General features: G+C 50.0%; 11 protein-coding genes and 1 pseudogene. 2 read left to right on the forward strand and 10 right to left on the reverse strand.

Annotated features, from left to right (window positions below):
- Window positions 1-7 precede the first annotated feature (7 nt).
- From nuoH to lrhA, 8 genes and pseudogenes are all read right to left on the reverse strand, one after another.
- Window positions 8-985, reverse strand: coding sequence for an NADH-quinone oxidoreductase subunit NuoH (gene nuoH / locus EPIR_RS11640; RefSeq protein ID WP_023655606.1), 978 nt, complete (start codon window positions 983-985; stop codon window positions 8-10).
- A complete protein-coding gene (nuoG, locus tag EPIR_RS11645) occupies window positions 982-3,708 on the reverse strand; it encodes an NADH-quinone oxidoreductase subunit NuoG (protein WP_048697425.1) in 2,727 nt (908 codons plus the stop codon). Before nuoG ends, nuoH begins: the two co-directional genes overlap by 4 nt.
- A gap of 50 nt (window positions 3,709-3,758) precedes the next feature.
- On the reverse strand, window positions 3,759-5,099 hold the full coding sequence (gene nuoF, locus EPIR_RS11650) for an NADH-quinone oxidoreductase subunit NuoF (RefSeq protein WP_023655608.1): 1,341 nt from the start codon (window positions 5,097-5,099) through the stop codon (window positions 3,759-3,761).
- A complete protein-coding gene (gene nuoE, locus EPIR_RS11655; protein WP_023655609.1) occupies window positions 5,096-5,611 on the reverse strand; it encodes an NADH-quinone oxidoreductase subunit NuoE in 516 nt (171 codons plus the stop codon). The genes nuoF and nuoE overlap by 4 nt, the downstream gene beginning before the upstream one ends.
- Before the next feature lie 2 nt (window positions 5,612-5,613).
- Window positions 5,614-7,427, reverse strand: a pseudogene (gene nuoC / locus EPIR_RS11660) (NADH-quinone oxidoreductase subunit C/D).
- Window positions 7,428-7,531: 104 nt separating this feature from the next.
- The gene (locus tag EPIR_RS11665; RefSeq protein WP_012667593.1) at window positions 7,532-8,206 is read right to left on the reverse strand and encodes a NuoB/complex I 20 kDa subunit family protein; all 675 of its coding nucleotides are present in this window, start codon (window positions 8,204-8,206) and stop codon (window positions 7,532-7,534) included.
- Between the two features lie 17 nt (window positions 8,207-8,223).
- Window positions 8,224-8,661 carry an NADH-quinone oxidoreductase subunit NuoA gene (gene nuoA, locus EPIR_RS11670; RefSeq protein WP_004158614.1) on the reverse strand — a complete coding sequence of 146 codons (438 nt, stop codon included), beginning with the start codon at window positions 8,659-8,661 and terminating at the stop codon, window positions 8,224-8,226.
- Between the two features lie 666 nt (window positions 8,662-9,327).
- Window positions 9,328-10,254, reverse strand: coding sequence for a transcriptional regulator LrhA (lrhA, locus tag EPIR_RS11675; RefSeq protein WP_023655611.1), 927 nt, complete (start codon window positions 10,252-10,254; stop codon window positions 9,328-9,330).
- A gap of 1,023 nt (window positions 10,255-11,277) precedes the next feature.
- Between lrhA and EPIR_RS11680 the strand changes: the two genes are divergently transcribed.
- Together EPIR_RS11680 and yfbR are read left to right on the forward strand one after the other, a co-directional pair.
- On the forward strand, window positions 11,278-12,495 hold the full coding sequence (locus tag EPIR_RS11680; RefSeq protein ID WP_023655612.1) for a pyridoxal phosphate-dependent aminotransferase: 1,218 nt from the start codon (window positions 11,278-11,280) through the stop codon (window positions 12,493-12,495).
- 61 nt (window positions 12,496-12,556) lie between these two features.
- Window positions 12,557-13,153, forward strand: coding sequence for a 5'-deoxynucleotidase (gene yfbR / locus EPIR_RS11685; protein ID WP_023655613.1), 597 nt, complete (start codon window positions 12,557-12,559; stop codon window positions 13,151-13,153).
- A gap of 84 nt (window positions 13,154-13,237) precedes the next feature.
- Here the strand turns inward: yfbR and EPIR_RS11690 are convergent, their stop codons facing one another.
- Window positions 13,238-15,751 (reverse strand): ADP-ribosyltransferase, encoded by a 2,514-nt coding sequence (locus EPIR_RS11690; RefSeq protein WP_023655614.1) that lies wholly within the window; start codon window positions 15,749-15,751, stop codon window positions 13,238-13,240.
- A gap of 214 nt (window positions 15,752-15,965) precedes the next feature.
- Complete coding sequence (locus EPIR_RS18295) at window positions 15,966-18,497, reverse strand: ADP-ribosyltransferase (protein WP_023655615.1); 2,532 nt, start codon at window positions 18,495-18,497, stop codon at window positions 15,966-15,968.
- Window positions 18,498-19,089: the final 592 nt, after the last annotated feature.

Genomic DNA, 19,089 nt, shown 5'->3' on the forward strand with positions numbered 1-19,089 from the left:
TAACCCCTTACTGCGCCGTGTAGAGAATCACTGCGGCAGTCGCCAGCAGATTCAGCAGCGTCAACGGCAGACAAACTTTCCAGCCGAACGACATCACCTGGTCATAGCGCGGGCGCGGTAACGCAGCACGGATCAGAATAAACATCATCATAAAGAAGGCTGTTTTCAGCGCGAACCAGATAATCGGTGGCAGCCACGGCCCCTGCCAGCCGCCGAAGAACAGCGTGACGATCAGTGCGGAAACCGTGACGATGCCAACATATTCACCGACAAAGAACAGGCCAAACTTCATGCCGGCATATTCAATGTGGTAACCATCGGCCAGTTCCTGCTCGGCTTCCGGCTGGTCGAACGGATGGCGGTGACACACCGCCACTCCAGCGATGCAGAAGGTGAGGAAGCCTAAGAACTGCGGGATCACGTTCCACAGGTGCGCCTGGCTGTTAACAATATCAACCATATTGAACGAACCCGCCTGCGCCACCACGCCCATCAGCGACAGACCGAGGAACACTTCGTAGCTCAGAGTCTGTGCCGAGGCGCGCATCGCGCCGAGCAGCGAGTACTTGTTGTTGCTCGACCAGCCGGCAAACAGCACCGCATACACCGCCAACCCCGCCATCATCAGGAAGAACAGCAGGCCGATATTCAGGTCAGCGCCCATCCAGGTGGAGGTGACCGGTACGATTGCCATCGCCAGCAGCAGCGAGGTAAAGGCAATCATCGGTGCCAGGGTAAAGATAACGCGGTCGGTAAATGGCGGGATCCAGTCCTCTTTAAAGAACATCTTGATCATGTCGGCGACCAGCTGTAACGAACCGCCCCAGCCGACACGGTTAGGCCCGTAACGGTTCTGGAACAGGCCAAGCAGACGGCGTTCGCCGAAGCTCATAAACGCACCGCAACCGACCACCACAAACAGGATCACTAAGGCTTTAACCACGGCGATAATGACGTCGATAACTTCCGGTGTCAGCCAGCTCATTGTGCCGCCTCCTGCAGATTGTCAACATTTGCCCCGGACAGGAACGGCGGAATACCGGGCAGACCGAGCGGTAAACCCACCTGCCCTGCCTGTAGCGTGCTGGAAAAGCGAACCGGCAGACGCAGGGTTTCACCCTGACAGTTAAACGCCAGGGTCGTCCCCGCGTTAACGCCGAGTTTCGCCGCATCTTGCGGGTTCACCATCAGGTAAGCATCTGGCATACGCTGCTGGATCACCGGGGAGCGCTGGGTCATCTCTTCACTGCCAAACAGATGGAAATACGGCGCTACGCGCCAGCTGTTATTCGCCCCCGCAAAAGCAGCGGGAATATTTTCAAACCAGCTCAGCTGCGCGCTACCCGCTTCGATCAGGCGCACGCCCGGATCGCCGTTGCGCAGCTGGCCGCCGACTTCGGCCTGGAACTTGTTCCATGCCTGCGGTGAGTTCCAGCCTGGCGCCCAGGCAAACGGGATCTGTGAGCGGGCCGCGCCCGGCTGGTTGTTCCCTTCCATAGAGAAAGCAAACATGCTGTCTTTGTCCTGCGGCTGGCGCGGCTCGTGCACGCTGATATTGGCGCGCATCGCCGTGCGTCCACTGGCGCGGTGCGGAGAGCGTGACAGCTTCTGACCACGAATGCGGAAGCTGGCATCCGGCGCGGCCTGCTTGATCCCCGCCAGCTGTGGCAGGGCCACGATGCAGGCATCAATCACATGATCGAGCTGGCTCCAGTCCACTTCGCGGCTGTTGATGGTGCTTTGAAGCGAGTGCAGCCAGCGCCAGCTTTCCAGCATCTGGACTTTTTCGTCGTAGTAAGCCGGATCGTAAACCTGGAAGAAACGCTGGGCGCGACCTTCCTGGCTGACCACCGTGCCATCACTTTCAGCAAAGCTGGCGCTGGAGAGGATCAGGCCGGCTTTTTCCGTGGTCGCGGTGCGCTGATGGTCGAGCACAATCACGTTTTGCGTGTTGCTCAGCGCCGCATCGACGGTGGCTTTTGGCAGGTGACGATAAAGATCGTTTTCGAGGATAATCGCCGCATCGGCGGTACCGCTGGTCAGTTCGGCCAGCGCCGTATCCAGGGAATGCCCACCGATCAGCCCCAGGCCAACGCTGTTGGTCGCTGCCGCCAGCAGGGTGATCCCCACATCGGCTCCGCGACCTTTCAGCGCTTTAGCCACATTGGCCGCCGCCTGAATCATCGCCTCGCTACCCGCATGGGTGCCGGAGATAATCAACGGTTTTCTCGCCCCGGCCAGCGCCTGAACGATGACGTCAATTTTAGCGGCCAGCGCTTTATCAAGGTCGCTCACCGCCGGTGCGCTGGCGTCCAGCTCATGGGCAATGGCAAAGCCGAGACGCGCCTGGTCTTCCACCGGCGCGCGGTAGCTCCAGGCGGCGATATCATCGAGCCGGGTTTCATCAACGTTGGTGACAAACAGCGGATACTTGGCGTTCTGACCAATATTCAGGATCGCCGCGATCTGCCAGTCGGCCACCTTCTGTGCCGCCGCCATCTCACGCGCTTTGCCTTTTACCGCCTGGCGCACCGACAGCGCCACGCGCGCACCGGTCTGGGTCAGATCTTCACCCAGCACCAGCACCGCATCATAGCTTTCGATTTCACGCAGCGCCGGGGTATGAATACCGCCGTCGCGCAGCACCTGTAGCATCAGCTCCAGCCGCGCCTGCTCGCCAGCCGCGATACCGGTAGAGAAGTTTTCTGCGCCCACCAGCTGGCGCAGCGCAAAGTTGCTCTCCACGCTGGCGCGCGGTGAACCAATACCAATCACCTTCTTCGCCTGACGCAGCACGTCGGCCGCCCCCTGCATCGCCTGGTCAGCGTTCAGCGCGATCCAGTCGTCGCCACGGCGCTGCATCGGCTGGCGTGGACGATCTTTAAGGTTAACGTAGCCATAGCCAAAGCGGCCACGGTCACAGAGGAAATAGTGGTTAACCGTGCCGTTATAGCGGTTTTCGATACGGCGCAGTTCGCCATAGCGCTCCCCCGGGCTGGTGTTACAACCGATGCTGCACTGCTGGCAGATGCTGGGGGCAAACTGCATATCCCACTTGCGGTTGTAGCGTTCGGAGTGGGTTTTATCGGTAAATACGCCGGTCGGGCAGATTTCTACCAGGTTGCCGGAAAACTCACTTTCCAGTACGCCATCTTCGGTACGACCAAAGTAGACGTTATCATGGGCACCGTAGACGCCGAGATCGGTGCCGTCGGCATAATCTTTGTAGTAACGCACGCAGCGGTAGCAGGCGATGCAGCGGTTCATCTCATGGGAAATGAACGGCCCCAGATCCTGATTACGGTGGGTACGCTTGGTGAAACGGTAACGGCGGAAGCTGTGACCGGTCATCACCGTCATATCCTGCAAATGACAGTTACCGCCCTCTTCACACACCGGGCAGTCGTGCGGATGGTTGGTCATCAACCACTCCACCACGCTTTCGCGGAACTCTTTCGCTTCGCCGTCATCAATCGAAATAAAGGTGCCGTCAGACGCCGGAGTCATGCAGGACATAACCAGGCGACCACGGGTATCTTCGGCATTTTGAAATTGCTTTACCGCACACTGGCGGCAGGCACCGACGCTACCGAGCGCCGGATGCCAGCAGAAATAAGGAATATCGAGGCCGAGGGACAGACAGGCCTGTAACAGGTTGTCGGCACCATCAACATCATATTCTTTACCGTCTACATGGATTGTAGCCATAGTGAACATGCTTCCATAAGGCTCGTGCTGGCACGAGCGTTAAACTTTGCTTACCAGCGCGCCTTTAACAGGTTGGGCTGGATGCCGCTAATCGCGTGTGCGTTGCTGTATACCTGGGGTGCCATACCCGCTTCAAACTCTTCGCGGAAGTATTTAATGGCGCTTTGCAGTGGCTCTACGGCACCCGGCGCATGTGCACAGAAGGTTTTGCCCGGGCCAAGCTGGCGGCAGAGCTGTAGCAAGGTTTCGATATCCCCCGGCTGCCCCTGCTTTTGTTCCAGCGCGCGCAGAATTTTCACGCTCCACGGCAGGCCATCACGACATGGGGTACACCAGCCGCAGGATTCACGGGAAAAGAACTCTTCCAGGTTGCGCACCAGCGACACCATATTGATCTCGTGGTCTACCGCCATCGCCAGCGCGGTTCCCAAACGGCTACCGGCTTTACCGATGCTGGCAAATTCCATAGGCAGATCGAGGTGTTGTTCGGTGAGGAAGTCAGTCCCCGCCCCGCCCGGCTGCCACGCCTTGAATTTAAGCCCGTCACGCATGCCACCGGCATACTCTTCGAGAATTTCGCGCGCGGTCGTCCCGAACGGCAGCTCCCAAACGCCCGGGTTTTTCACCCGGCCGGAGAAGCCCATCATCTTGGTGCCGGCATCTTCGCTGTTGGAGATGCCTTTGTACCAGTCAACGCCATTGGCGAGGATAGCGGGCACGTTCGACAGAGTTTCAACATTGTTGACGCAGGTTGGCTTGCCCCAGACGCCAGCAGATGCAGGGAAAGGCGGTTTGGAACGCGGATTAGCGCGGCGACCCTCCAGCGAGTTAATCAGCGCAGTTTCTTCACCACAGATATAGCGGCCCGCGCCGGTATGCACGATCAGTTCGAAATCAAAGCCGGTGCCGAGAATATTTTTGCCCAGCAGACCCGCTTCGGTGGCTTCAGCAATCGCCCGGCGCAAGTTAACGGCGGCCTCAATGTATTCACCGCGCAGGAAGATATAGCCACGGTAAGCCTTCAGGGCAAAGGCGCTGATCAGCATGCCTTCCACCAGCTGATGCGGCATTTGCTCCATCAGCAGGCGGTCTTTGTAAGTGCCCGGCTCCATCTCATCCGCGTTACACAGCAGATAACGGATGTTCATCGACGCATCTTTCGGCATCAGGCTCCACTTCAGCCCGGTGGAGAAACCGGCACCGCCGCGCCCCTTCAGGCCAGAGTCTTTCACCAGGCTAACGATGTCATCCGGTGCCATGCTTTTCAGCGCTTTCTCCGCCCCGGCATAGCCGTTCTTACTGCGGTATTCCTCAAGAAATACCGGCTGCTTATCTTCACGCATGCGCCAGGTGAGCGGATGCATTTCGGCAGTACGCACAATCTGTCTCATTGATACTGCTCCAGTAAGTTGGCGATATTTTCCGGCGTCAGATGGACGTGAGTATCTTCATCCACCATCATCGTCGGCCCCTTGTCGCAGTTACCGAGGCAGCAGGTTGGCAGCAGCGTGAAGCGCCCATCCGCCGTGGTTTGTCCCGGCTTGATGTTGAGGTTTGCTTCCAGCGCGGTCTGAATGCCCTGATAGCCGGTGATATGGCACACCACGCTGTCACAGTAGCGGATCACATGGCGACCCACCGGCGTGCGGAAGATCTGGCTGTAGAACGTTGCCACCCCTTCCACATCGCTGGCTGGAATAGCCAGCACCTCTGCAATGGCGCCAATCGCGCCGTCGGGTACCCAGCCGCGCTGCTTCTGTACGATTTTCAGCGCTTCAATCGAGGCAGCACGCGCGTCTTCATAGTGATGCTTTTCATGCTCGATGGCGTCACGTTCTGCCGCACTCAGCACAAAAGCACCGGATTCATCGATCGTTTCGATCGCAATTCTTTGATCGTGCATAATTAGCGGTCCACGTCTGACATAACAAAATCGATACTACCGAGGTATACGATCAGGTCGGATACCAGGCTGCCGTTGATCACTGAAGGGATCTGCTGCAGGTGCGGGAAGCTGGGCGTGCGCACGCGGGTGCGGTAGCTCATGGTGCTGCCATCGCTGGTCAGGTAGTAGCTATTGATCCCTTTGGTCGCCTCAATCATCTGGAAGGATTCGTTGGCTGGCATCACCGGGCCCCAGGAAACCTGTAGGAAGTGGGTGATCAGGGTTTCGATATGCTGCAACGTGCGCTCTTTCGGCGGCGGCGTGGTCAGCGGATGATCGGCTTTAAACGGCCCGGCCGGCATATTGTTCAGGCACTGTTCCAGGATGCGCATACTCTGGCGCATCTCTTCCATCTTCAGCATCACACGGCTGTATGCACAGCTGACGCCGTCACCAATCGGCACTTCAAAGTCGAAGTTTTCATAGCCGGAGTAAGGACGCCATTTACGCACGTCAAAATCCAGCCCGGTGGCGCGTAGCCCGGCACCGGTGGTTCCCCATGCCAGCGCTTCTTCCATGTTGTAGGCAGAAACCCCTTTGGCACGGCCAATCAGCACCGAGTTTTTCAGCGCGGTTTGCTCATAGGCTTTCAGGCGTTTTGGCATCCAGTCAAGGAACTCGCGCAGCAGACGTTCCCAGCCTTTCGGCAGGTCATGCGCCACGCCGCCGATGCGGAACCAGGCCGGATGCATACGGAAACCGGTAATGGCTTCCACCACATCATAAATTTTCTGGCGATCGGTAAAGGCAAAGAACACCGGTGACATGGCACCAACGTCCTGAATAAAGGTGGAGATGTACAGCAGGTGGCTGTTGATACGGAACAGCTCTGATAGCATCACGCGGATCACATCCACGCGTTCCGGCACTTTAATGCCGGCCAGCTTCTCTACCGCCAGCACGTACGGCATTTCATTGACGCAGCCGCCGAGGTATTCGATACGGTCGGTATAGGGAATGTAGCTGTGCCAGGACTGGCGCTCACCCATCTTTTCGGCACCGCGATGGTGATAACCGATATCCGGCACGCAGTCGACGATCTCTTCACCGTCCAGCTGTAATATAATGCGGAATGCCCCGTGCGCCGATGGATGGTTAGGGCCGAGGTTGAGGAACATAAAGTCCTCATTGGCGGTAGAGCGCTTCATGCCCCAGTCTTCAGGCTTGAAGGTCAGGGATTCCATTTCCAGATCTTCTTTCTGCTTGGTCAGCTCGAAAGGATCGAATTCAGTGGCGCGCGCCGGATAATCTTTACGTAACGGGTGCCCTTCCCAACTCTGCGGCATCATAATGCGCGTCAGGTGCGGGTGGCCGACCACATTAATACCAAACATCTCCCAGGTTTCCCGCTCATACCAGTTAGCATTGGGGAAAATTTTCGTCAGGGTCGGCACATGCAGATCGTTTTCTGACAGCGCCACCTTGAGCATGATATCGCGGTTACGCTCAATGGAGATGAAGTGGTAGAAAACGGAAAAATCCGCCGCCGGTAACCCGGCACGATGGGTGCGCAGGCGCTCATCCATACCATGCAGGTCATACAGCATCACATAGGGTTTTGGCAGCTTGCGCAGGAATTCGACGATCTCTAACAACTGCTCACGTTTCACCCAGACTACCGGCACGCCGGTACGGGTTGCTTGCACGGTAAAGGCATCAGGCCCAAAACGATTACGCAGCTCGCCGATCGCCGGGTCATCCTGGTGATCGCGGGTTTGCCATAACGGCTGAGCGAGATCTTGCGTGGTTAAATCTGTCATAAGTTGTTCACCATTCTGGCCTGACGGACAGGCGCTCAGTGTTGGCGTCAAGGGGGTCAGCGCATATTACGTTATGTTTTTATTGCGCTTTTTCTGACCACATCCATCAACTGCTGGGTTAAATTTCGTCAGGGGTACGCAGATTAGTCACGGCAATACGCTCTGCGTTTTTCCTGTCGCGCTCGGACTGCATATTGGCGCGATAGACGCCCTGATCGTTGACCACCCATGATAATGGACGTCGTTCTTTACCGATCGACTCTTGCAATAGCAGCAGTGCCTGCATATAGGCTTCGGGGCGCGGTGGACAGCCAGGAATATAGACGTCTACCGGCAGGAACTTATCAACGCCCTGCACCACGGAATAGATATCGTACATACCGCCGGAGTTGGCACAGGCTCCCATTGAGATCACCCATTTCGGTTCCAGCATCTGGTCATACAAGCGCTGTATCACCGGGGCCATCTTGGTGAAACAGGTTCCCGCCACCACCATAAAGTCAGCCTGGCGCGGCGAAGCACGAATCACTTCCGAGCCAAAGCGCGCCACATCGTGCACCGCAGTAAACGAGGTGGTCATTTCGACATAGCAGCAGGAAAGACCGAAGTTAAACGGCCAAAGGGAGTTCTTACGCCCCCAGTTCACCATATCGTGCAGAGCATGTTCTAACTTGCCCATATAGACATTTTGATGAACGTGCTTTTCCAGGGGATCGGTAACAATCTCCTGTTTTTGCAGGGGATAACGGTCATTCTCACCGTTCGGGTCTATGCGGGTGAGCGTATAGTCCATGTGTTTTTGCCTCGCTGTTACTGCTTGTGACGGTTGGCGTGCGAGATGGTGGTTGGTTTGACGTCAAACTGACGACGGGCAGGAGCCCAATCCAGCGCGCCAATGCGAACCAGATAAAACAAACCAGCAAGCAGGACCAAAATGAAAATAGCGGCTTCGACAAAGCCAACCCAGCCGCTTTCGCGGATGGCGGTCGACCATGCATAGAGATAGAGCGCTTCAACGTCGAAGATGACGAAGAACATGGCGACCAGATAGAACTTGGCGGACAGACGCAATTTCGCAGTGCCAACGGAAGCAATACCGGATTCAAAAGGTGTATTTGTGTGCCTTCCACGGGCTTTTCCGCCTAAAAACCATGCTCCCGCCAACATCAGGCAGCAAAGACCTATTGAGACGATCAGGAAAACAGCAAATGCCCAGTGATGGGCGACGACTTCTGTGGTTGTTGACATACTCTGACTTACTCACCAAAAGTGGCGCTACGCGTCCTGCTCTAATAAATGGCAGCTCACACACCACATCGATTCAAGGGAACAATGTAAAAACCATACAATTTATACTGGTTTCATCAATAAGCCAGTAGTTTTATGTGGTTTTTACTCCTTTACCTTACCTTTTGTCAACTTTGACAAAACAATCAGCACATTATTTTACATTGAGAACATTAAATTAACACATGATGCGCTTTTAGCGAGCTAAATCGAGTCAGTCACAACATGCGTTGACGAGCGTAGCGGGCAAAACCCTGCAGAATGTCGGTATTTATTCTGGCCTATTTTGGCAGGAATAATCTTTTTTTCCTTCCCCTTCCAGAAGCTATTTTTTTGATCCAGCACACAGTTTAAGGGTTTATGATAAAAAAACAGGCAGATTTTGACCGTCAAAATGCCCTTCTGGTGAAAACGGAATGCGGGAAGTTCCGGGAAAGTTTTTTTTGAGCCCAAGGTAAATAGCTTGAGGTATGAATAAATTTTTAGAGTCATTAAGGCATAAAACGGATAGGTTTTTTATCAATAAAAAAGCCCTTCAGTCAAAATGCTGACCAAAGGGCTTTTTTTATGGAGTAAAAGGGAAAAATCAGTTTTTAATGAAAAGGATACTCGTTTTCGTTAAAAAAATTACTCTTCTTCATCCGCAAATGCCGAACCGTCCTGAGAACCCGCACGCAGGTGGTACGGATCGTTGCCGGACTCCATTGCATTGAAAATCGTCAGCGCCAGCTCGTTGTTGCTATCCGGGTTGCGGCACAGCAGGTACTCGGTATCTGGCAGCATTGGCAGACCTTCGGCAGCCCCCATGACGCGCAGCTCGGGACTCATCATCTCGACCGGACGAGCGGTAACGCCCAGACCCGCTTTCACCGCCGCACGAACCGCAGCAAGCGTCGATGCGACATATGAGATACGCCACGGAATACCGGCCTGATTAAGATGGTCTATCGCCAGATCGCGATAAGGGCTTGGCTCATCCAACAGAACTAAAGGAATCGCTTCGCCACGCTGGAACATGTAATCCGCCGCGCAATACCACAGAGTGGGTGACGTGCGCAGCACCTGCCAGATGAAATTCATCGGGCTGGAAGTGGTGACAACCAGATCAACCTCGCCCTGATTGAGCATTTCCATCATGAACGGATTGCGTTGAACGCGAACATCGATCGCCAGCTTAGGATAAAGCGAGGTCACCCGGTTCAGCATAAACGGCAAAATCGTGTCTGATGTATCATCAGAGGCACCAATGGACAGAACCCCCTGAATATTGCTGTACATCAGTGAGGTACAGGCTTCATCATTGAAGCGAAGTATCTTTCTGGCGTAGCCAAGCAGCTGAATACCGTGTTCAGTCAATAATTTATTACGTCCATGTCTGGCGAACAATTCTTTGCCAACCAATTGTTCAAGGCGCTGCATTTGCTGACTCACTGCCGACTGCGTTCTGCACACCGCTGCCGCAGCCGCGGCAAATGTATTCAGATCGGCAACGGCAACAAAAGTTCTTAGCAGATCAAGGTCAAGATTGAGTATCGGACGATTTGCACTAGTCATGTTATATCTTCACTTTTATAAGTTTTTACAAACAGCTACCCTGGTGTTATTACTCTGTTTATCAATGAGATAAACTTGTAACAATTGCATAATGGTTAAAGTGTTTAGCAATCAAAAAAATTACTCTGTTGCATTACCTGACTCGCAGACAAATAAGTATTCTTTACTCTGGTCACTCTACTCGACTGATGCCGAACAGATTGCTGCGAAAAGATTCCTTCATCTGATACATCACTCATGCACGCCGCACAAACCCATAAGTTGCAGGAAGCCGCGTCGTTATAGTTAATTCACACCGACAAAACTCAACAGGAGATGAGTTGCAGTGCTGTTAGTCTAAAACAACCATTGAAAATTAAATTGCCAGCACGCTGGATCGCAGCGTAAATATTAAGATTTACTTATCAATATACGGAATAAAAATGTTATTTTTATTCCTTCAGGGCCTCGTGCATCAGGTGCCAAGTCCTCTGAACATTATCCTGACATACTGCCGTTCACTTTTTAAGCCCAAACCTGATTATTCTCTTCACTAAAGTAAGATTTCAGAGGCTATCACACGCTATACAGCGCTATGCATCATAAAAACCATCTATAAGTCACATTTCAACACAATTATCAGCAGAAGATATCATGAGAGAGGGCAGCTCCTTTCATGTCAGTCGGTCTCTTCTACAGCTCGTAAAACGCACTAACAAATAAGCTAATCTTGACAGTTTCGATTCGCATTAATATATAGATAATTAATCATTTTCTGAGCCAGCAGGCCTTGTCAGGAATCGTCATCGGTACGTCACACCCTAAAATACCTGACCAGGTCAAAATATCGCACTAAACTCAAATAACAGCAGAGTCATTCAGATATGTGTGCTGGATACCTCCCGTTACCAGCAGAAGAAAAAAACCGCCTTAAACCCTCCGAAGCCCTCTGCTCCCCTTCAAAACCAGTGAGGAGAGGAGTACATTGTGCCATGTTAAGTTTTCCACGGCAGGAACGCGGTTCCGCCAGTTAAGGCAACAAAAATGACCCCAATTGAGAAATCCGACAAGCTGGACAACGTGTGTTACGACATTCGCGGTCCGGTGTTAAAAGAAGCTAAGCGCCTCGAAGAAGAAGGTAACAAAGTCCTCAAGCTGAATATCGGTAATCCAGCCCCATTTGGATTCGAAGCCCCTGACGAAATTCTGGTTGATGTGATCCGCAATCTGCCAAGCGCCCAGGGATACTGCGATTCAAAAGGGCTATATTCGGCACGTAAAGCGATCATGCAGCACTATCAGGCCCGAGGCATGCGCGATATCACGGTAGAAGTTATCTACATCGGTAATGGGGTATCCGAGCTGATCTTGCAATCCATGCAGGCATTGCTCAATAGCGGCGATGAAATGCTGGTACCCGCCCCTGATTATCCGCTGTGGACAGCGGCCGTTTCGCTATCCAGCGGTAGAGCGGTGCACTATCTGTGCGATGAGTCCGCGGGTTGGTTCCCGGATTTGGACGATATACGCAGCAAAATCACCCCGCGCACGCGTGGTATCGTGATTATTAACCCAAATAACCCAACCGGCGCTGTCTACAGCAAAGAGCTGCTGTTGGAGATTGTTGAACTGGCGCGCCAGCATAATCTGATCATTTTTGCTGACGAAATTTACGACAAGATCCTGTACGACGCCGCTCAACACCACTCCATTGCCGCTCTGGCACCGGACCTGCTTACCATCACCTTTAACGGTTTATCGAAAACCTACCGCGTGGCGGGTTTCCGTCAGGGCTGGATGGTGCTGAACGGGCCGAAGAAGCATGCCAAAGGCTATATTGAGGGGCTGGAGATGCTGGCTTCCATGCGTTTGTGCGCTAACGTACCGGCACAGCACGCCATCCAAACGGCGCTTGGCGGCTATCAAAGCATCAGTGAGTTTATCCAGCCCGGTGGCCGACTGTTCGAGCAGCGCAACCGCGCATGGGAGCTGATTAACGAGATCCCAGGCGTCAGCTGCGTCAAGCCCGATGGCGCTTTGTACATGTTCCCTAAAATCGACAGTAAGAAATTCAACATTCATGACGACCAGAAAATGGTGCTGGATTTCCTGCTACAGGAAAAAGTCTTGCTGGTACAGGGCAGCGCATTTAACTGGCCGTGGCCCGACCATGTGCGTATCGTTACCCTGCCGCGTGTCGATGAACTGGAAATGGCTATCGGCAAGTTTGGCCGATTCCTGAGCGGCTATCGTCAGCTTTAGGGCTTCTCTTCGGGGGCGGTTCGCGTCGCCCCTCGTATTATGCTGTAAGGGAAAATTCACCATGCTCCACAGCCACTTCTTTGCTCACCTCTCCCGTCTGAAACTGATAAACCGCTGGCCGCTGATGCGCAATGTGCGCACGGAGAATGTCTCGGAACACAGTCTACAGGTCGCTATGGTCGCCCATGCGCTGGCGCTGATTAAAAACGCCCGTTTCGCTGGCAGCCTGAATGCAGAACGTATTGCCCTGATGGCGATCTATCATGACGCCAGCGAGGTGCTTACCGGCGATCTGCCCACTCCGGTAAAGTATTACAATGCGCAGATTGCCCATGAGTACAAAAAAATTGAGAAAATTGCGCGGGACAAGCTGATTGAGATGCTGCCTGAAGAGCTTCGCTCAGCCTACGCGCCACTGATCGACGAACATCAGCACAGCGAGGCGGAGACGGCCATTGTCAAGCAGGCTGATGCGCTTTGTGCCTATCTGAAATGTCTGGAGGAGCTGTCTGCCGGTAACAATGAATTTCTGATGGCAAAGGCACGTTTGGAGAAAACCCTGTCACAACGCCACAGCCCAGAGATGGATTATTTTATGCAGGTGTTTGTTCCCAGCTTCAGCCTGTCACTGGACGAAATCAGTAAGGAATCGTTGTAACTCACCCCTATAACGGCTGGCCAGAAAAACGGGTTGGTATGAATAAGCTGGTCAGGCCTGCATCAAAAGTGAATAACGATAAAATTAGATAAAGATATATTTTAACCTCGCTAATTCATCGCCTGACGGATTCACCACCTCTTCCAGTTCGATATCCCTGCAGCTAATGGCCTTGCATCTGAAGATGGTATTATCTTCAATCAATACTTCTGCCTCAGTAAGTTTACCCGTATAAAGCATGACCGGGTGTGCCGCTTTTTCAACGGCTATTTTATAACGCACGCCATTGGCAGCAGCTGCGAAATTTCTGGCAACCTGCTGCTCAGTAGAAGCAGATATAAACTTTTTACTTGAAATGATATCACCGGGTTTTAGTTCAGCGAATGCCTTCATCCCCTGTTTACCGGGTATACATCCCCGGTAAACCATACCGTGGATGACCGGCAGTTTTTTCAACATTTTTCTGATGTTTGTAACATGCTGAAATGCACTTTCTCTTATATGGGGACTGATGTACTCTTCAGGCATATCGTCCAACAGAAAGCCATTGATAGTGGTATAACTGGCACCTCCGTACACGCGAATACTTTCATATTCACCTGAGGTTATTCCTCCGTTTTTATTATCGAAGTCCTGAAGTAAATGGTAAGCTTCCGCTGTTGGCCTGGTAAATTTAAAAACTTCCATAGTACTTTCAATTTTAGTGGTTAAAACTCCGTCCCCTGCAACCGGACTAAAATAGCCGCTACCAATATAAAATTCTTTTTTTCTCTTTAAAAAACCACTGCGTCTTCTGGCAAAAATACGAACTTCTGTCTCCTTGTTATAACGGGCCGACCCCTCCTGGACTATTTTTACCCTGAACAGTAGCGAATTATGCTTGATATAGTTTTTCCCGTTGCCGGACACAAGAATAGTAGGGAATTTCTTACCAGCACTTAACTCCCCCACTTTGTCTGGACTCATCCCTGCATCAAGATTATTTTTGAGTATTCTCTCTACATCTCCAGAAAATGCCAGGCAGGGTAAAACAGGAGATCTTGTTACGCGACAGGGCGAATAGGCTACGCCGACGCCTTCCTCCTGACTGGTAAGATAATATTTACCGTAATAGTTAACTATTTCAATATCCGGTCGACTATCAAGCGTCAGATACGGTTGTGCCGTCCCCTTGCGCACGCAATAGAATTGTCCATTGAGCTTTACAGCCATTTTATTATTTTTTTTACCCGATATAGAATATCGATAAATCCCTTTATTATTTGGCTGGGTTCGGATAAAACGTTTAGCGTTAAGTTGCGGGACATCCTGCAAAGTGCGCGCCATTTTAAGATCGATAACATCAGCGTGAGATATCATCTTTCCCGGTAGATTCTCATGTCTGTTCAGGATAGTATCTTTTATAGCCAAAGTTTCTTCAACTGGGAACCAGATCTTATTTTTATTCGAATAGCTGACCTCCAGTTCTTTTTCACCTCTGGTAGCAATATATTTATTCCCCTGATGAGATAAAAGATATTCATCACCCTTAATATAAATATGCACGAGGTTTTTATTCATATACGTTTGCTCTGGAAGACCGACTTGCTTATCCACCGGCTGACCATTTATATTTTTTGTTGAAAAATCAGCAATCATCTTTGCCACCATCAGAACCTGATTATTTAACTCAACGACGTTTTGCACATTGACGGTTTTCCCATTCAGATTGTCAGCAAACATTTTGAATAAGGTCCCACCAATTCTTTGCACAATCACCGTTGGCATCGCACCGGGGATCAGAGATACAACCGCATTGACAACCTGATCCACTTTACGGGTGATTACCGACAGAGATTTTATCTCTTCATCATTGGGACAACGTCGCATATTATCCATATAATCAATGACCTGGGACTCTCTTGCTAACTCCTCAACCGGGCTTAACAGCGTATTGCCTATCTTGCGTAAAATGTCTGCTGCCGTCAGGGTTTCTCTCTCTTCAATGCAAGAGAAATCCATCTTCACACGCTTAATGTCCTCCGGCTTTTTGTGGGTGGTGCTCTCTCGGGGTGCTAACATTGGAGCAGCCGTGGGTAAAGGCTCTGGAGACAAAAAGGCCTCCCTGCTGCCCATCGCGGCTGTGCTGCCGGTATTGTGCTGGTCGGAGGATGAAAGACCCGCACCGAATAGCTGTCGGCCGTATGTGAAAGTCCCCAGCCCTGTAGTAACCAGCGCAGCACCAGCAAACCACATGAATTTCCTGTTCAGTTTAAAACTATAAACAGGCGGTGAATCCTGTTGCTGCATGATTCGGACACCGTCTTCTGCAAGCCGTTTTAATTCTCTTCCTTTAAGCAGAACTTCCTGCCACTGCGTATCCTTTGCCAACTTTTCTTCTGATTTACAATCACAAAACCATTTGAAAACATTTTTCCTGCATTGACAGAAAGACGATACAGGAGACGAAGTCATTTCAATAGCCGAATCTGAAACAGAGATAACACTTGGGATAAGCCCCCGACTGGCATAGTCATGACTACCGCCGCTTTCTTCCTGGGACGCAGTTAGCACAGAATTTTGAGCAACAGCTATGGCTGCATATGTAATATGTGGCATGATTAAAACCCTTTAAAATTAGAAATTACCCTCATGGATTTTCAATAGCTAAAAGATTATCGATAATGTGGTTGCAATAAAGTTTGTCAAAAATAGATTTAGATAAACTTCCGGGGCGATATAAAGATGATGCCAAGTACTTCTTCCGATCGCCATTATTAAAAACTAAATTATTCATCACCGTAGTTTCATTAGTCAAAATGGTATATGAAAATCATATATAGACATTTTTTAATCTTCTCATGTCGTGAGTAGATGGATTCACGATTTCTTCCAGAACAACGTCCCTGCCATAGACATAAACACACCTGAACAGGACATTATCCTCAATTATTACTTCGGCTTCCCTAAGTTTCCCTGTAAAAGTTAATATAGGATGAGCGGATTTTTTAACGTGGATAGTATAACGAATAGCATTAGGTCCGGCTGCGAAAATATTTGCCACCGCCCGATCCATTGAGGCAGAAATAAACTTACGACTTGAAATAATATCTTCGGCTTTGAGCTCGGAAAAAGCTTTAGCTCCCAGGGTAGTAAGCTGGCTTCCCCTGTATACTACACCATCAATACTCGGTAATTTTTTTAACAGCGTTCGGATATTTTTTATATGTGAAATCACCGTGGCTTTACGTTCAGAATCAGTATAATCATTTAGTCTTCCATTATAGATAAAATCATTTATATCACGATAACTTACCCCGCCGTACGCTCTAATACTGGCATATTCTTCTGATGTGATTTGTCCCTTAGCACGTTCGAAATCTTTAACTGACTGGTAGGCTTCTGCTATCGATCTGGGCAAATAAAGCGTTTCCATGACATTTTCAATCTTACTATATAGATAACCATTCCCTTTTAACTCACTAAAATAAGCACTGGTGATATAAAAGTCATTTTTTCTCTTAAACAACCCCGTTCTTTTCTTACCAAAGATACGTATTTCGCTGCTACCCATGACATCAGAATTGATAGGTGAAACGACTTTAATTTTAAAAACGGCACCATTATGCTGTATATATTTTTTGTTATTTTCGGACACCAAAATGGCAGGATTATCCTTATCACTTCTTAACCAGCTAAAAGTCAGTGGGCTTGAGGCGTAATCACGATTAGCCGTAAGGACTTCATTCAGATCTTGCGAGTAACTCATACATAATGAATAGGGCGATCTTTTTACTCTACAGGGAACAGATTTAACCTCGGCGCGCTTATCCTTAGTGGCAAGGTACCATGTTCCGTCGTACATGATTATTTCTGACTCTGTTTTTTCATAAATAGCCATCCTCTTTTTAGTCGTCCCCGCACTGACACGATAAAACATGCCGTTAAGCTTAACAGCCTGCATTGCCGATCTGTTTTGTTCCTTAGGGCATCTATATATGCCTTTATCATTTGGTCGTGACGCGCTGAAAAGGTTAGCATCAAGTGGCCGGACATCTTTCAAAGCATCGGCTATTTCAAAATCAGCAATGGCCGGGTAAGGGATTATAATTGGGTTTGCATCTTGCAATGGTGACAAAGGCAGATATGCCAAATCATTCTTATCCCTCACCAGATACCAAGACTTTTTTTGGTTAGAATAACGAGTGGGAAATTCACCGTCGTTACCACGTGCAATAAAATCACCCTTTTTATTGATTATTATGTATTTAGCCGTATCAATCCATGTAGTCATATCACCATCTTCAAGATAAGTATCTTCAGGCAATGCTAATTTATCATTGATAAGTTGCCCATTTTCATCCTTGGGTGAAAAGTCAGCGATCATTTTCGCCATCATCAGGACCTGATCATTTAATGCATAAGCATTATAAAAATCAACGGGTTTACCTTCCATATTGTCCGCAAACATTTTGAATAAATTCCCACCTACTCTTTTTATAATCACTACCGACATCGCACCAGGAATGAGAGATATAACCGCATTGATAACCTGATCTACTTTGCTTGTAATTTCCGAGAGAAATTTCATCTCTTCTTCATTAGGACAATGTCCTATATTATTCAGATAATTAATAACCTGGGACTCTCTGGCTAATTCCTCAACCGGACTTAACAGCGTACTCCCTATCTTGCGAAAGATATCTACTGCCGTCAGGGTTTCTCTTTCTTTAATACAAGAGAAATCCTTCATCACAATCTTAACATCGTCGGGCATTTCGCTAGTGGTGGTGCTCTCTCTGGGTACCCAGATTGGGGCAGCTATGGGTAAAGGCTCTGGCAACGAAGTGACTCCTCGCATTGCAGATGTGCTGTGGGTATGGGTTGGGTCAGTCAACGGGCTGTCCTGATTACCTGTACCAAATAGCTCTCGGCTGTATGCGAAGGCTCCGATGCCAGTCGTGAGTAAAGCTGCGGCAGAAAACCATCCTAATTTTCCGTTAATGCGAAAAGCTGGGGTTAGACATGAATCAGGTTGCGGTCGGACATGGGCATAGCCATCGGCTAGCCGTTGCAGTTCTCTTCCTGTAGTGCAAATTTCCTGTAATTCAATATCTACAGAAGATTCACGATCTTTATCGCTCCACGGCAGAAATTTGCTCAAAAAACTGGGCACTGATTTTAAGGGCTGGCCGGGAGAAAAAACGCATGGCGAACTGTTTTCATCAGCAAAATTTGATAGAGAGGTAATATTCGGTGTGAGTTTCCGAACGCCGCAGCCAACATCCTCCTTGAGGCTTTCTGAAGTGACATTGAGCAAAGAAGTCCGATCGCTTGCGACGGAAACCTGTTTAATATCTCGCATTAATAATATCCATTTATATTAAATGTCGAATTCACAACAAACCCTTACATTACTGAGTCGATAATGCAATAAAAACCCCTCCACACTTTCCATGCAGAAGCTTTTATTGAAAATAACAGGGTAATGTCATGATTTTCAGCGTTGGCTAATCCCGCCCCAGCATTCCTTATGGAGATTGCAGCCCTCCTGACGCATGGGGCATCCATTTTATTCAAATGGGTTTAAACGGCGGGAACGGGTTATTGACACTAAGAAGGAATAAACCCTCAGCGTTTATGTGAGTCGCGAAAATATATTGCTGCAGGTTGATCTTTTATCGGGCCAACGAAATTCACGCCTGGCGGGAATCATCGATAATACCAGCTTGAAATAAAAGGCAATCCTGTTCCTGGACGGTTGGGATTATCCAGCACTCCTTGCTTACTAGATCCTTCACTCTCAAAGAAAAATTTACAAGACATATTAAAAAAAAATATCAGCACGCCTGGTGCTATGAAGTCATTGCCCCTAGTCAAATAATTATGACCATCCCTGACACTATTCCAGCACCTTGCGGCCATTACAACTTTATTATCAAGGTGGCCACTCTTTA

This window comes from Erwinia piriflorinigrans CFBP 5888 (genome assembly GCF_001050515.1).
GTDB classification, from domain to species: Bacteria; Pseudomonadota; Gammaproteobacteria; order Enterobacterales; family Enterobacteriaceae; genus Erwinia; species Erwinia piriflorinigrans.